This window comes from Streptacidiphilus alkalitolerans (assembly GCF_042511045.1).
Classification (GTDB): Bacteria; Actinomycetota; Actinomycetes; order Streptomycetales; family Streptomycetaceae; genus Streptacidiphilus; species Streptacidiphilus alkalitolerans.
The window spans coordinates 36706-50856 of record NZ_JBHEZX010000007.1; the positions used below are offsets into that span (position 1 = coordinate 36706).

Here is a 14151-nt window from a genome sequence, read left to right on the forward strand (position 1 = left end):
TGGATATGAGGTGCTGGCGTCCCGTCATATACCGGAAGCACCAACTGCCGTCGGCCTGCGGGCTCTGCGTCGTACCGTGGAACCACCCGCCGACGCCCGGAGCGCTCCATGCCTCGCACCGACCCCAGGAAAGCCGCGGCAGCCCGTCTCCGCAGCGATGCCGCCGTCCGTGGGTGGACACACTGGGAGCTCGTGTACGCCATCCACACCCAGTGCGACGTCCCGCTCCTGCTCGCGCAGCGCCTCGCGCACGACTGGACCCTCGACACCGCGGTCACCGAGTACCTGAGGGTCTGCGCCCGGGCCGGCATCTCCGAGGCGAAGCTCTCCCCGCAGCAGCTGTCGATGTTCGAGACCGGCCGCAGCACCCCGAGTTCCACGAACCTGGACCGGCTGTGCCGCCTGTACGCTACCCGCCCCGACCGGCTCGGGTTCGGCTCCGACTACTCGACCAGCGCGGACGACGGACCCACCCCGGCACCCGCATTCCGAATCGGCCGCCGCCCCCGCGAGACCACCGCGCCGCCCGGGCGCACCACGCACCGGCGGGACATACTCCGCGGCCTCCTCGCCGGCGCCGGAGTCGCCATCAGCGGCGCGGTCCTCGACGTCCTCGCCGACGCTCGCCACAGCATGACCGACACGCTGGAGAGCGCCTCCGTAGGCGAGAACACCCTGGACCAGTTGGAGCGCACCGCTGTCGAGTACGGGTACGCCTACCAGGTAAGCCCACCGGCGACGCTGCTCGCCGAGTCGGTGCAGGACTTCCTCGACACCCACGCCCTGCTGGAGCGCCGCCAGTCGGCCGACGTCCGGATCCGCCTGTGCCGGGTGGCAGCCCAGCTCGCCGGGACGGCCGGGATTGCCCTGGTCGCACTGGGCGAGCACCGGGAGGCACGCGCCTGGTTTCGGACCGCGCAGGTCGCGGCCGAGGAAACGGGGGACCGGGCGCTCCGGGCTTGGCTGTATGCCCGCGAGGCCGTCATCCCGTTCTACTACGGGACCCCGCAGGCAGCCCTCGCGCTGGCCGAGCGCGCTCGTGTCGTCGCAGGTAAGACCAACTGCGCGACCGCTGCGTGGGCGCCGAGCCTGGAGGCACGCTCGCTCGCCCGCATGGGCCGGGGTGCCGACGCCGCCGCGGCTATGCAACTGTCCCAGGCCGCGTTCGCCCGCCTTGGCGACGACCAGATCGGCGACACCGCCTACGGCTACACCGAGCGCCAACTGCGCTGGCACGAGGGCAGCATGTACACCGTCCTCGGTGACACCCGGCGCGCCCAGCTCGCTCTCGACGCCGCATGGAACCTCTACGCCCCGACCGAGCACCTCGACCGGGCCCTGATCGCGTTCGATCAGGCTACGTGCCTGCTTCGGGTCGGCGAGGTCACGATGGCGTGCCGGCAGGCCGAATTGATCCTCGGTGCTGTCCCGCCGCAGCACCTGACAGGGATCGTCATCAGTCGCTGTGGCGATCTGATCTCCGTCGTGCCGCAGCGGGCTGCACGCCAGCCGGCCGTGCGGCAGCTCCGGGAGCTGGTCACCGCCACTGGCAGGCCCGAGCTGACTCAGTAGGCACCCGGTCGGGCGAGGAGCTGCAGCAGCCCGGTGACGGCGACCCCGGCGACGATCTCCCGCCTGTCGATCATGTCCTGGATCCGGTCGAGCGGGGTCCATTCGATCCGGTCGGCCTCGTGGGTGTCCACGGGGTCCGCCTGGAAGGCCGCATCCCGGGCGAGGAACACGGTGTGCTCGGCGTTGGACATGCCGCCGATGGGCTGGTTGTAGGCCAGTGGCACCAGGCGTCCCGGGTCGACCCGGTACCCGGTCTCTTCCAGCACCTCCCGGGCGGCAGCCTCCGGCAGGGCCTCGCCAGCCTCGACGATGCCGGACGGAATCTCCCAGTTCCAGGTGTCGGTGGCGAACCGGTGTCGCCACATCAGTAGCACCTCCCGGTCGTCGCTGAGCAGCACGGTCGCGGCGACGGGTGCCATTTTGATCAGGTGGTGCTGGTAACGGGGTTGGCCCGGTGGCTCGACGTCGACCAGGTCGAGCTCGACCCAGGGGCTGGAGTAGACGGTCCTGCTGCCGTAGACGTGCCACTGTGCCATGGTGCCGCTCCCTGATCGTCCGCCACAGGAGCCACATCCTGGCACGGACAGATCATGGGTAGGCGTGTGCGTCTCGGGCCCGCTCCACCTGGAACAATGACCGACGAGATCCGTGGGCCCGGAGGACTGGCAGCCGGCCCGGGCCTTCGCCGAGGAGGCTGGCTGGAGCTCGCGGCGGGCATGGAGTCCCAGCGGCTGCGGGACCGCTTCGTGGCGCTGCGCCTCAAGCTCGCCGACCACGGCTCCGCTGCGGCGCGGGATGCCGTCGCGCGGATCGACGCCGCCCTGTCCGTGCCGCTCTGAGTGTCGACGGCTGCGATAGCGTCGGCCGCACCACCTGGGTCGAGCGAAGCGGGGCAACGGCATGTCGGTATGGAAGAACCTCGGCGAGCACGAGGTCTATTCGAACCCGTGGCTGCGGATCAACCTCGCCGATGTCGAACTCCCCGATGGGCGCCACCTCGACCACTACCTGATGCGTCTGCGCCCGGTCGCCCTGTGCACGGCCGTGAACGAGGCTGACGAGGTGCTGCTGCTGTGGCGGCACCGGTTCATCACCGACACGTGGGGCTGGGAACTCGCCGCCGGCGTCGTCGAGGTCGAGCGGGGCGAGTCCCTGGAGGAGGCTGCGGCCAGGGAGATGCTGGAGGAGACCGGGTGGCGACCGGGCCCGCTGAAGCACCTGCTGACCGTCGAGCCGTCGAACGGCCTGTCCGATGCCCTGCACCACGTCTACTGGTCCGAGAGCGCCGAGTACGTCGGGCACCCGGAGGACGACTTCGAGTCCGAGCGGCGCGAGTGGGTGCCGTTGGCCGACGTGCCCGACCTGGTCGCCGGCGGACACGTACGGTCGGCGAATGCCGTGGCAGCGCTGCTGATGCTGCACCAGCTGCGGTGCCGCCCGGTCGGCTGACCTGTCCGCACCGCTACCGGGCCAGCTGCGGTGCCGGGCCTCGGCTGAGGCCGGGCACCGCTGCTGACCAGTGGATTCGTCAGCCCATGGATTCCAGGGTTCGGCCCTTGGTCTCCTTGATGAAGAAATAGACGAAGGGGATGGAGAGAAGGGCGAAGCAGGCGTAGATGACGTAGGTCGCCGAGAGGTTCCAGTCGGAGAGGGACGGGAAGCTGACGGTGATGGCCCAGTTGGCGATCCACTGGGCGCAGGCGGCGACGGAGAGGGCGAGGGCGCGGATCTTGTTGGGGAACATCTCGCCGAGCAGGACCCAGACCACCACGCCCCAGGAGAAGGCGAAGCAGAGGACGAAGATGTGGGCGGCGACCAGGGCCACGGTGGCCTGCAGGTTGGGCAGGGTGGCCGTGTCGCCGGTGCCGTGGCGGTAGGAGAAGGCCCAGGCGGCGGTGCCGAGGGCGACGGCCATGCCGGCCGAGCCGGCCAGGGCGAGCGGGCGGCGGCCGATGCGGTCGACCAGGGCGATGGCGATGACCGTGCCGATGATGTTGACCAGTGAGGTCGACACGCTGATCAGCAGCGAGTTGCTGGCGTTGATGCCGACCGACTGCCACAGCAGCGAGGAGTAGTAGAAGATCACGTTGATGCCGACGAACTGCTGGAACACCGAGGCGCCGATGCCGATCCAGACGATCGTCTTCAGGCCGGCCCGGCCGCCCAGCAGGTCGCGCAGGCTGGACTTGTGCTCGCTGGCCATGACGCCCTGGATCTCCGCGACCCGGGCGGCCGGATCGCTCTCCGGGCCTTCGACGTCGCGCAGCACCTGCTTGGCCCGGTCGATCCTGCCGATGGAGATCAGGAAGCGGGGGGACTCGGGGATCGCGTAGGACATCAGGAAGTAGATCAGTGCCGGGATGGTCTCCACGCCCAGCATCCACTGCCACGCCTGGATGCCGGCGATCGGGTCGTTGGGGTTGCCGCCCGCGCCCTCGTTGAGGGCGTAGTTGACGAGCTGGGAGATGAAGATGCCGAGGACGATCGCGGCCTGCTGGAACGAGGCCAGCCGTCCGCGGATGGCCGGGGGCGCGACCTCGGCGATGTAGGCGGGGGCGATCACCGAGGCCATGCCGATGGCGACGCCGCCGATGACGCGCCAGACGCCGAGGACGAAGATGTTGGGCGGGAACATGGATCCGACGCCGCTGATGGCGAAGAGCACGGCCGCGATCTTCATGACCTTGATCCGGCCGATCCGGTCGGCCAGCCAGCCGGCGCCCATCGCGCCGACGGCGGAGCCGAGCAGGGCCGAGGAGACGACCAGCGCGGTCTCGCCGCTGCCGACGTCGAAGTGCTTCTGGATACCGGTGACGGCACCGCTGATCACGGAACTGTCGTAGCCGAAGAGGAATCCACCCATCGCCGCGGCCGCAGCGATGAAGATGACGTGGCCGAGACTGCCCTCCCCGGAGGCACTGGGCTGCGGTGTCGTCGCTGTGCTGGTCAGTGGAGGCTCCCGGTGGTGCGGTGGACCGCGGTGGTGGCCGTTGCCCGGAACTTGTTGGACCGTCGGACCAGCGTATGAACACTGGTCCGGACGGGGGCGGTGGCAGGGCCGTGCCCTGGGCCGTCCGGGTGGGAGCCTGCCCCGGACGGCCCAGCGCACTCGTGGTGACGTCGCGTCAGTATGCGACGGGTGTGGTAGCCGCGGCACCGCCGTCGGCACCGGACGCGTCCCCGCCCGCGTCGCCGCGCGCGTCCCTGCGGCGGAGCAGCTGGGTGCGGGCGCCGGGGTCGCGGGGGCGGTCGCGTTCGCGCAGCCGCTCGGCGACCTCGGTCTGCAGCTCGACCGGCTTCTTGTCGTCGTACTTGAACTTGGGCAGCACCTCGGTGATCTGCAGCCGCAGCCCGCGGATGCCCGACAGCATCCGGCCGAACGGCGCCTGGCCGGGGACGATCGGCCGGTGCGCGGTGTCCGGCTGGAAGCGGCGGACCTGACGGTCGAGCAGGGCGGCCTTCTCCGCCGGGTCGTCGACCACGGTGGCGCAGCAGACCAGGTGGACCGAGGCGTAGTAGCTGGTCGGGACGCCCTCCTCGGGCGGGGTGCCGTCGGGGGCGCGCCAGGGGCCGGGGACGAAGGCGTAGTCGTCGGTGACGGCCAGGGTGAGCCGGGGGTTCGCCTCGATCGCGGCCCAGACCGGGTTGGGGCGGGCCAGGTGCAGCAGGACCTCGTCGGAGTCCTGGTCCGAATCGTCGAAGAGGAAGTGGGTGGGGACCAGGACGGGCGCGGCGCCGTCCGGCCCGTTGGCGGCGAGCAGGCCGAAGTCGCGCCGGGCCAGCCAGTGGCGCCATTCGTCGTCGGCGCCTCGGTCCCAGGGATGGATCAGCATGGTGGTGTCACGTCCTCGCGCATGCGGCAGGTAGCAGGCATTCGACAGGATCAATGCACTAGTGCATAGTGTCTTTTGTGCTAGGAGAATATCGGATCCGCGGACGCCGTGCCACAGAGATCGCCGCCGACGTCGAACAGGCCGTGGGCGCCGGTGAGCTGGCGCCGGGGGCTGCGCTGCCCCCGCTCCGCGACCTCGCCGCCGAACTGGGCGTCAACCCCAATACCGTCGCCGCCGCCTACCGGCTGCTGCGCGACCGCGGCGTGATCGAGACCGCGGGCCGACGCGGCAGCAGGGTCCGCGCCAGGCCCTCGCTGACCTCGCGGGACCAGTTGCGGCTGGTCCTCCCCGACGGCGCCCGCAACCTCGCCGACGGCAACCCGGACACCGCCCTGCTGCCCGGTCTGGAGCGGGCGGCGCTGGAGGCCGCGCAGGCGCACGCCACCGGCCCGGTGATGTACGGGGGACCGGCCGTCGACCCCCGGCTGCGCGACCTCGCCGAGGCCGCCTTCCGCGCGGACGGGGTGCCGGCCGGGCCGGTCGGAGTGGCCTCGGGCTCGCTGGACGCGATCGAGCGGATCTTCCTGGCCCGGCTGCGCCCCGGCGACTCGGTGGCGGTCGAGGATCCGGGCTGGGGCAGCCTGCTGGACCTGCTGCCCGCGCTCGGGCTCAAGGCCGTGCCGGTCGCCGTGGACGACGAAGGACCGGTCCCGGCCGAGCTGGCCCGGGCGCTGGCGGACGGGGTGCGCGCCGCGGTGGTCACCAGCCGGGCGCAGAACCCCACCGGGGCCTCGGTCGGCGCGGAACGGGCCGCGGTGCTGCGCGGGCTGCTCGCCGCGCATCCCGGGGTGCTGCTGGTGGAGGACGACCACGGGCACGGCATCGTCGACCTGCCGATCCATCCGCTCTGCGCCGGGCCCGGCGGCGGGACCAGCACGGCGGCCTGGGCGGTGGTCCGCTCCGCGGCCAAGTCGCTGGGCCCCGACCTGCGGGTCGCGGTGTTCACCGGCGATGCCGAGACCGTCGAACGGGTGAAAGGCCGTCAGCGGCTGGGCGCGGGCTGGGTCAGCCACCTGCTGCAGCGCACGGTCGCGGCGCTGTGGACGGCCGAGGACACCGCCCCGGCGGCGGCCTCGTACCGGGCCAGACGGGACGGGCTGCTGGCGGAGCTGGCCGCGCGCGGGGTGGTCGGCCACGGGCGCAGCGGGCTCAACGTCTGGATCCCGGTGCCGGACGAGACCGTCGCGGTGGCCGGGCTGCTGCAGCGCGGCTGGGGGGTGGCGGCGGGCTCGCGGTTCCGGCTGTCCTCGCCGCCCGGGATCCGGCTGACGGTGTCCCGGCTGGCCGCGGCGGACCTGCCGCTGCTGGCCGAGGACGTCGCCGCGGTGCTGCGTACGCGGGGCGGCGACGTCCGAGGGGTGTGAGCCCCGGCCGGACAACGCCGGCCGGGGGTGTGAGCCGTCCGGCTACTGGGTGATCAGGCCCTGGGCGTGGGCCTGCTGCAGCCAGGTCGGGTAGGCGCCCATCATCAGCTCGAACAGCTGCTCGTCCCCCAGGTTGGCCGGGTCCTGGACGCAGAAGAAGTCGGCGTTGTCGAGGAAGCGGCCGGGCATGTCGTCCAGCTCCTCCAGGAAGCGGAAGGTGCCGTCGCCCCAGTTGGCGGTCATGCTCGCCATCCGGCGGGCGAAGCGCGACTGCTTGAGGTCGGGCGGCGGGGCCTGCGCCGCGACCGGGGCGTCCACCGACTTGGAGGAGCGGCCGATGCCCATGAACTGCCAGAACAGCGGCTCGTAGCTGGACGACATCACATGGTCCCTGGTCGCCTGCTCACTGGTGGTGTGACCGTCCGTCACAAACATCACATAGACCGGCTGGCGGTCCGAGTGCGGCTTCTTGCGCTTGCCGCCGGAGCCGAAGTACTCCTTGCGGATCAGGTGCATGGCGGCGGCGTAGTCGGTGCCGCCCTCCAGCCGCCAGCGCTGCAGCATCTGGTCGGTCCAGCCCTGGTAGCTGTTCAGGCCGACGCTGCCGGCCTCGTGGCCTTCGCGGCCGAAGAGGAAGACGTCCACCTCGGCGTTGTCGTCGAAGCGGAGGCCGAGCGCGAGCACCCGCTCCACCAGCGCCTGGACCTTGCCGGAGCGGTACAGCATGGACATGGACGCCGAGATGTCGAGGCAGAGCGCGACCCGCGCCGTGTGCTCGCCGAGGCCGCGCTTCTCCAGGGTGACGGCGGCGCGCTTGGTGAGGTCGAGCAGGTTGCGGTCGCCGCGGTCGGCGAGCTGCTTCTCCAGGTTGATCAGCTTCTGCTTCTTCAGGCTGATCCCGCCGGGGCCCGCGGGCGCCGCGCCGGGGGCGGGCGCGCCGTAGAGCGGGGCGGCCGGGGCCGGCCCGGGCGGGGGCGGCGGAGCGGCCGAGTAGGACGGCGGGACCTGGACCGCCTGGGTGGGCTGCGCGTACTGGGGCTGGGAGTACTGCTGGTACTGCGGGTTGGCCGTCGGCACCGGGGAGCCGTAGACCGGCGGCGGGGGCCCGAACCCGGCCGGCGGCGGGCCGAAGCCCTGCTGCGGCGCGGGCTGCTGCGGCTGTTGCGGCGCGGCCTGCGCGGGGGCCTGCGGCTGGGCCGGGGCGGCGTCGTCGCCCTCCACCGAGATGCCGAAGTCGGTGGCCAGGCCCTCCAGCCCGGAGTCGTAGCCCTGGCCGACCGCGCGGAACTTCCACTCGCCGGCCCGGCGGTAGAACTCGCCGAACAGGAACGCGGTCTCGCTGCTCGCGCCGTCGATGTCGAACTCGGCCACCGCCGCGCCGTCCTGGGTCAGCACCCGGAGCCGCAGCCCGGGCACCTGGCCGAAGGTCCCGCCGTCGGCCGAGGCGCCGACCACAATGCGTTCGACCGCCGGTTCGATCCGGCCGAGGTCGACCAGGACGGCGTCCATGGTCTCGCCGGCCTGGACCCGCTTGCCCTCGTGGCGCACCGAGCCGGAGGCGTGGTTCGGCTGGTTGTAGAAGACGAAGTCGGCATCCGAGCGGACTTTGCCCGAGGCTGCGAGCAGCAGCGCGGACACGTCGACATCGGGCACCCGCCCGTCGTTGCGCCAGCTCACCACCGCGTGCAGGGCGGTCGTCGGCACCGGTAGGTTTGAGCCTTTGGGCATCGTGGTCATGCTGCACATCCTGCCGCTTTCTGCGGAGCTCCGGGAAGTCCTGGGGAATACTCGCGGAACAGGATCACCAGGCCGGGGCCGCTGTCCGGACCGGGCCATGACAGCAGGACGGGCGGCGGCCGTCCCGGCCCACCGCCCGTCCTGTGCTGTGCGGCTGCTGCCTGCCGTCGGTTTTCGGTCAGCCGCTCTTGCGCCGGAAGTCGCGCTGCCCACCGGACTTGCCGTGGGTGCCGTGGATCTTGGACGACTCACCGGAGCCGCCCGCGGCAGCCGCGTCCGCGCTCTGGCCGCTCTTGCGGGCGAGTGCCTCGCGGAACTTGCGCTTCACATCCTCCGCCGGGCTTTCCGCCGCGACCTCTGCCGACTCCTCCGGTGCGGTTGCGGCGCCGGTCGCGCTGTCGGCCACTGCGTCATCAGCCATGGGGGCCTCCTGTATCGGTCGAGTGCAGGCACAGTCTGGCACGTGAACGGACGACAGGTTTGATCATTCCGCGGCGGCGGAGCCCACCGAGGCGTCGAGGTGCTCGGTCAGCCGGCCGAGCATTCCGTGCAGCGACTGGAGTTCGTCGAGGTCCAGGCCGACGCTGGCGGCGATGGTCCTGGGCACCTGCTGGGCCCGTTCGCGCAGCGCGGATCCCGCCGACGTCAACCGGACGATGACGGAGCGTTCGTCCTCCGGGTTCCGGGTGCGCTGGACCAGCCCGGCCGCTTCCAGCCGCTTCAGCAGCGGGGAGAGGGTGCCGGAGTCCAGGCGCAGCAGCTCGCCCATGCGCTTGACCGGCAGTTCGCCGTGCTCCCAGAGGGTGAGCATGGCCAGGTACTGGGGATAGGTGAGCTCCACGTCGCGCAGGGCTTCGCGGTAGACGCCGCCGAAGGCCCGGGAGGCGCTGTGCAGGGCGAAGCAGACCTGGTGCTCCAGACGGAGGAGGTCCTCGGTGGCGGTGGGCTGTGGCTGCGACATGCTTCAAGGATACTATCTAGTTGTGCACAACTGAATTGTGTGCTGTTATTGAACCCGGAAGAGCAGCACGGAGCCGGGTCAGGAACGAGCCGGGCCAGGAACGAGGAGACAGTCATGGACGCCATCTACACCGCCGCCGCCACTGCCAATGGACGCGAGGGTCGCGCGGTCAGCTCGGACGGGCAGCTCGACCTCACCCTGGCGATGCCGCCGGCGCTGGGCGGCGACGGCAAGGGCACCAACCCCGAGCAGCTGTTCGCGGCCGGCTACGCCGCCTGCTTCGCCAGCGCCCTCGGCCTGGTCGGCCGGCAGGCGAAGGTCGACACCAGCGAGGCCTCGGTGACGGCGGAGGTCAGCATCGGCAGCAACGGCGAGGGCGGGTTCGGCCTGGCGGTCGTGCTGCGGGTCGAGCTCCCCGAGGCGCTGCAGGGCGACGCGGGGCGCGCGCTGGTCGAGCAGGCGCACCAGGTCTGCCCGTACTCCAACGCGACCCGCGGCAACATCCCGGTCGAGCTCGTCGTCGAGTAGTCAGGCGAGTGAGGGGCCGTCAGGCTTGGTTCGACAGGAGGTCCGCGCCCACGGTGCGGGCCTCCTCGACCAGTACGGCCAGGTCGTCCTCCGCGACGGCGGGGTTGATCAGGCAGGCGCGCAGCGCCTCCCGGCCGTCCAGCACCGTGCCGGTGGCGAAGGTGCGGCCACGCTGCTGGATCGCCACCGGCAGCGCCTGGTTGACCCGGTTCAGCAGTTCCTCCGACACGCCCTCGGCGGCGTAGCGGAAGGCGGTGATGGAGGTCTCGACCGGGGCCAGCAGCTCCAGATCCGTTGCGGCGTCCACGAGTTCGCCGAGCCGGCGGGCCATCGCGGTGCAGTGCGCCACGTCGCGGGCGATGCCGTCGCGGCCGGAGGCGGCGATGGTGGCCCAGACCTTGAGCGAGCGGAACGGGCGGGTCTGCTCGATGCCGTACTCGGAGAACCAGCCGAGGCCGCCCGCGTTCTCGTCCCGCAGGTAGGAGGGGACCAGGCTGAAGCTGCCGCGCAGCTCCGCCGGGTCGCGGACCAGGACGCAGCCGCAGTCGACCGGGACGCCCAGCCACTTGTGCGGGTCGAGGGCCAGCGAGTCGGCCCGGTCCAGACCGGCGTAGCGGTGCGCGGAGAGCGGGTCGAGCAGGCCGAAGGCCCCGTACGCGCCGTCCACGTGCAGCCAGAGGCCCTCGTCCGCGCAGACGTCGGCGATGGCGGCGATGTCGTCCACCGCGCCGGTGTTCACCGTCCCGGCCGAGGCGACGGCGAGGAAGGGGTGCAGCCCGGCCGCGCGGTCGGCGGCCACCTGCGCCCGCAGCGCGGCCGGGTCCAGGTGGCCCGCGGCGTCGGTGCGCACGGCGCGCAGGTTCCGCCCGCCGAGGCCCAGCAGCTCGGCGGCCTTGCGGACGCAGGAGTGGGTCTCCGCGCTGACATAGCCGACCAGCGGCGGCAGCGCGGCCACGCCCTCCTCGCGGACGTCCACGCCCAGCAGCCGGGCGGCCCGGTTGCGGGCCGAGCCGAGGGCCACGATGGTCGCCATGGACGCGCCCGAGGTGAGCAGCCCGGCGCCGGGCGGGTGCGGGAATCCGGCCAGTTCGGCGATCCAGCGCACCACTGTGCGCTCCAGGTGCACATCGGCGTGGTCGCCGCCGGCCGAGCTGGGGTTCATCGCGGCGGCGGCCAGCGTGGCCAGGACCCCGGCCGGGGCCGGGGCGGCGTTCACCCAGCCGAAGAAGCGCGGGTGCCCGTTGCCCATCGGATAGGGCAGTACCTCGGTGCCGATGTCCGCGACCAGTTCGTCCAGGCCGCGCCCGTCCTTCGGCAGCGGGAGGGTCAGCAGCCGCTCGCGGGCGGCGGGATCCATGGCCTGCCAGACCGGCCCCTCGGGGAGTTTCCCCAGGTAGTCGGCCAGTAGGTCCACGGCGGCGTGCCCCGCCGTACGGAAGTCGTTCATGGGCACGATCGTACGGGGAGGGCCTCCGCGGGCCGCGACCCGTCCGGTCCGAACCGTTGACGGGCGGCGCGCCGGGCCCTACTTTGAGCGAGCGCTTAAAACACTCGCTCAAAACAGTCGCTCAAAACTCTCGCTCAAACTTCGGAGGAGCAGACATGGCGTCAGACCTGGCGGCGGACGACAGCGGGACCGATGTCGTCACCGGTGCGTTCAGCTACTCCGGGCGGGCCGTCGCCGCGGCGCTCACCGCCGCCGGGCGCGAGGTCCGCACCCTCACCGGGCACCCGGACCGGGCTCCGGCCGGATCGCCGATCACCGCCCACGCCCTCGTCTTCGACGACCCCGAGGCGCTGGTGCGCGCGATGTCCGGGGCGACCACGCTCTACAACACCTACTGGGTCCGCTTCGCCCACGGCGGCACCGACCACGGGCTCGCGGTGGCCAACTCGCGGATCCTGTTCCGGGCGGCGCGCGAGGCCGGGATCCGCCGGATCGTGCACGTCAGCATCACCCACCCGAGCCCCGACTCGCCGATGCCGTACTTCCGCGGCAAGGCGCTGGTCGAGCAGTACCTCGAGGAGAGCGGGGTGCCGTACTCGGTGCTGCGGCCCGCGGTGCTGTTCGGCGGGGACGACGTGCTGATCAACAACATCGCCTGGCTGCTGCGGCGGCTGCCGGTGTTCGGGGTCGGCGGGCGCGGCGACTACCGGGTCCGGGCGATCCACGTCGACGACCTGGCCCGGCTGTGCGCGGCGCACGGCCGCGAGCGCGGCAACCTGGTGGTGGACGCGGTCGGGCCGGAGCGGCCGACCTTCCTGGAGCTGGTGCGGGGCGTCCGCTCGGCCGTCGGCAGCCGGTCCCGGATCGTCCGGGTGCCGGGGCCGGCCCTGCCGCTGCTGGCCCGGGGCCTCGGCCTGGCGCTGCGCGACGTGCTGCTCACCGGGGACGAGTACCGGGCGATGGCGTCGGGGCTGGCCGACTCCGAGGCGCCGGCCACCGGGTCCACCGCGCTCAGCGGCTGGCTCGCCGAGCACGGGCCGGAACTGGGGCTCCAGTACGCCAACGAACTGCACCGGCACTACGGCGAAGACACAGTAATACGCGCGTAGAGAGATGGACATGCCAAGTTAACCGCAGGGGCCTTCCCGTCGGTTCTACGCGCGTGGTCTGCTGGGTGCCGAGTCAGTCCAGCGGGCCTGACGATCAATCAAGTGTCCTGGGAGACACCGATGATCCGTACCTCCATACGTCGCGCCGGGATCGCCCTCGGCGTGGGCGCCGCTGTGTTCGGCACCACCGTCCCCGCCCACGCCGCGGGCAGCTACTCGGCGTTCGCCTTCGCGCTCGGCAGCACCGAGCCGACCATCTACAGCTTCATCAACTCGGCGACCAGCACCCTCGACATGACCATGTACGAGCTCAGCGACAGCACGGCGGTCGCCGACCTGGTGGCCAGGGAGAAGGCCGGCGTCACGGTGCGGGTGATCCTGGACCGCCAGGAGACCTCCACCAACGCCTCCGCCTACTCCACGCTCAAGGCGGCGGGCGTCGGCGTGGTCTACTCCTCGACCTCGTACGTCTACACCCACCAGAAGACCATCACCGTCGACGGCGCCGAGTCGCTGATCCTCACCGGCAACCTCACCGCCAAGTACTACTCGACCAGCCGCGACTACGGGGTCTTCGACTCCAACGCCGCCGACGTCGCGGCGATCGAGAAGGTCTTCGCCGCCGACTACGCGCACACCGCGGTCACCCCGAGCGACGCCACCGACCTGCTGTGGTCCCCGACCGACTCGCGGAGCCGGCTGCTCACCGTGATCAACGGCGCGACCAGGACCCTGGACGTCGAGGAGGAGGAGTTCAGCGACACCACCGTGGTCAACGCGATCGTGGCCAGGGCCCAGGCCGGGGTGAAGGTCCGGGTGGTGCTGGAGACCCCCGGCGACTACTCCAGCGAGGTCTCCAAGGTGAAGGCGGCCGGGGGCACCGTCCGCGGCTACTCCTCCAGCACCGGCTACTACATCCACGCCAAGGCGATGGTCGCGGACTACGGGCTGTCCACCGCGAAGGTCGAGGCCGGGTCGATGAACATCACCAGCAACTCGCTCAGCAACAACCGCGAGCTGGGCATCATCCTCACCGACACCGGGGTGGAGTCGGTGGTCGAGAACGCCTTCGCCAGCGACTACGCGGGCGGCACGGCGGCCTGATCCGGCGGCCTGACCGACTGACCGCCACGGGGGCGGTCAGTCGCGCGGTACCGGGAGGGCGATCGCGTCCGCCGGGGGTCCTGGCCTCGGGCGGCGGGGTTCGCGGTCGCCCGCGGTGGGCGGACGCCAGTCGCCGCCGCCCAGGTCGTCCCGGCCGCCCCAGGCGGACCGGAAGGGCCCTCGGCGCACCACGAAGCGCAGCGGGGCGCCCAGGGCGTTCACCACCTGGCGTGCTCTCCGGGACGCCTTGTCGGCTCTTCCCTGCCGTTTCGGACGTGACGTCATGTCAGCCTCCCAGCCTCCAGGGTGCCCCAGTGGCGCACCGGAGGGAACAGGACCGGGGCGGCTTCTGCGACGATTGCCGGGTTCGCGATGCTGAGCAGCGGGAATGCGCCGAGACTGGGTTGGTTGTCACGGAGAGGACGGAACGTGAGCT

Annotated in this window: 15 protein-coding genes; 7 read left to right on the plus strand and 8 right to left on the minus strand. The window is 72.0% G+C overall.

Translation table 11 applies throughout. The features are described 5' to 3' along the window. Window positions 1-192: 192 nt before the first annotated feature. Entirely contained in the window at window positions 193-1572 is a 1380-nt protein-coding gene (locus tag ACEZDG_RS17455; protein ID WP_380509952.1) for a hypothetical protein, read from the plus strand. Here ACEZDG_RS17455 and ACEZDG_RS17460 read toward each other — a convergent pair. Then, window positions 1566-2108 carry an NUDIX hydrolase gene (locus tag ACEZDG_RS17460; RefSeq protein ID WP_380509955.1) on the minus strand — a complete coding sequence of 181 codons (543 nt, stop codon included), beginning with the start codon at window positions 2106-2108 and terminating at the stop codon, window positions 1566-1568. The two genes, ACEZDG_RS17455 and ACEZDG_RS17460, sit on opposite strands and share 7 nt — an antisense overlap. Window positions 2109-2288: 180 nt before the next feature. Here ACEZDG_RS17460 and ACEZDG_RS17465 point away from each other — a divergent pair, with 180 nt between their 5' ends. Beyond that, a complete protein-coding gene (locus tag ACEZDG_RS17465; RefSeq protein WP_380509958.1) occupies window positions 2289-2411 on the plus strand; it encodes a hypothetical protein in 123 nt (40 codons plus the stop codon). 61 nt (window positions 2412-2472) lie between these two features. Further along, a complete protein-coding gene (locus ACEZDG_RS17470; RefSeq protein WP_380509961.1) occupies window positions 2473-3021 on the plus strand; it encodes an NUDIX hydrolase in 549 nt (182 codons plus the stop codon). A gap of 79 nt (window positions 3022-3100) precedes the next feature. Here ACEZDG_RS17470 and ACEZDG_RS17475 read toward each other — a convergent pair whose 3' ends face one another. Both ACEZDG_RS17475 and ACEZDG_RS17480 read right to left on the minus strand, forming a co-directional pair. Next, window positions 3101-4522, minus strand: a complete 1422-nt coding sequence (locus ACEZDG_RS17475; RefSeq protein ID WP_380510951.1) for a sugar porter family MFS transporter — start codon at window positions 4520-4522, stop codon at window positions 3101-3103. Window positions 4523-4697: 175 nt separating this feature from the next. Then, on the minus strand, window positions 4698-5405 hold the full coding sequence (locus ACEZDG_RS17480; RefSeq protein ID WP_380509964.1) for an FMN-binding negative transcriptional regulator: 708 nt from the start codon (window positions 5403-5405) through the stop codon (window positions 4698-4700). A 77-nt stretch (window positions 5406-5482) separates the two neighbouring features. Here ACEZDG_RS17480 and ACEZDG_RS17485 point away from each other — a divergent pair, with 77 nt between their 5' ends. Continuing rightward, window positions 5483-6829 carry an aminotransferase class I/II-fold pyridoxal phosphate-dependent enzyme gene (locus ACEZDG_RS17485; RefSeq protein ID WP_380509967.1) on the plus strand — a complete coding sequence of 449 codons (1347 nt, stop codon included), beginning with the start codon at window positions 5483-5485 and terminating at the stop codon, window positions 6827-6829. A 42-nt stretch (window positions 6830-6871) separates the two neighbouring features. Here the strand turns inward: ACEZDG_RS17485 and ACEZDG_RS17490 are convergent, their stop codons facing one another. The 3 genes from ACEZDG_RS17490 to ACEZDG_RS17500 all read right to left on the minus strand — a co-directional run bounded on the left by ACEZDG_RS17490 (window position 6872) and on the right by ACEZDG_RS17500 (window position 9527). Next, the gene (locus ACEZDG_RS17490; protein WP_415860280.1) at window positions 6872-8533 is read right to left on the minus strand and encodes a VWA domain-containing protein; all 1662 of its coding nucleotides are present in this window, start codon (window positions 8531-8533) and stop codon (window positions 6872-6874) included. A gap of 211 nt (window positions 8534-8744) precedes the next feature. Then, window positions 8745-8987: a DUF5302 domain-containing protein gene (locus tag ACEZDG_RS17495; RefSeq protein WP_380509973.1), complete on the minus strand. Its 243-nt coding sequence runs from the start codon at window positions 8985-8987 to the stop codon at window positions 8745-8747. 63 nt (window positions 8988-9050) lie between these two features. Continuing rightward, the gene (locus tag ACEZDG_RS17500; RefSeq protein WP_380509976.1) at window positions 9051-9527 is read right to left on the minus strand and encodes a MarR family winged helix-turn-helix transcriptional regulator; all 477 of its coding nucleotides are present in this window, start codon (window positions 9525-9527) and stop codon (window positions 9051-9053) included. A 114-nt stretch (window positions 9528-9641) separates the two neighbouring features. On the opposite strand from ACEZDG_RS17500, the gene ACEZDG_RS17505 reads away from it, so the two are divergent. Further along, the gene (locus tag ACEZDG_RS17505; RefSeq protein ID WP_380509978.1) at window positions 9642-10055 is read left to right on the plus strand and encodes an organic hydroperoxide resistance protein; all 414 of its coding nucleotides are present in this window, start codon (window positions 9642-9644) and stop codon (window positions 10053-10055) included. 19 nt (window positions 10056-10074) lie between these two features. Here ACEZDG_RS17505 and ACEZDG_RS17510 read toward each other — a convergent pair whose 3' ends face one another. After that, entirely contained in the window at window positions 10075-11502 is a 1428-nt protein-coding gene (locus tag ACEZDG_RS17510) for a pyridoxal phosphate-dependent decarboxylase family protein (protein ID WP_380509981.1), read from the minus strand. 155 nt (window positions 11503-11657) lie between these two features. Between ACEZDG_RS17510 and ACEZDG_RS17515 the strand changes: the two genes are divergently transcribed. Together ACEZDG_RS17515 and ACEZDG_RS17520 are read left to right on the plus strand one after the other, a co-directional pair. Beyond that, on the plus strand, window positions 11658-12611 hold the full coding sequence (locus ACEZDG_RS17515; protein WP_380509984.1) for an SDR family oxidoreductase: 954 nt from the start codon (window positions 11658-11660) through the stop codon (window positions 12609-12611). Between the two features lie 120 nt (window positions 12612-12731). Further along, window positions 12732-13715, plus strand: coding sequence for a phospholipase D-like domain-containing protein (locus ACEZDG_RS17520; RefSeq protein ID WP_380509987.1), 984 nt, complete (start codon window positions 12732-12734; stop codon window positions 13713-13715). Between the two features lie 36 nt (window positions 13716-13751). Here the strand turns inward: ACEZDG_RS17520 and ACEZDG_RS17525 are convergent, their stop codons facing one another. Beyond that, window positions 13752-14000, minus strand: a complete 249-nt coding sequence (locus ACEZDG_RS17525; RefSeq protein WP_380509990.1) for a hypothetical protein — start codon at window positions 13998-14000, stop codon at window positions 13752-13754. Window positions 14001-14151 lie beyond the last annotated feature (151 nt).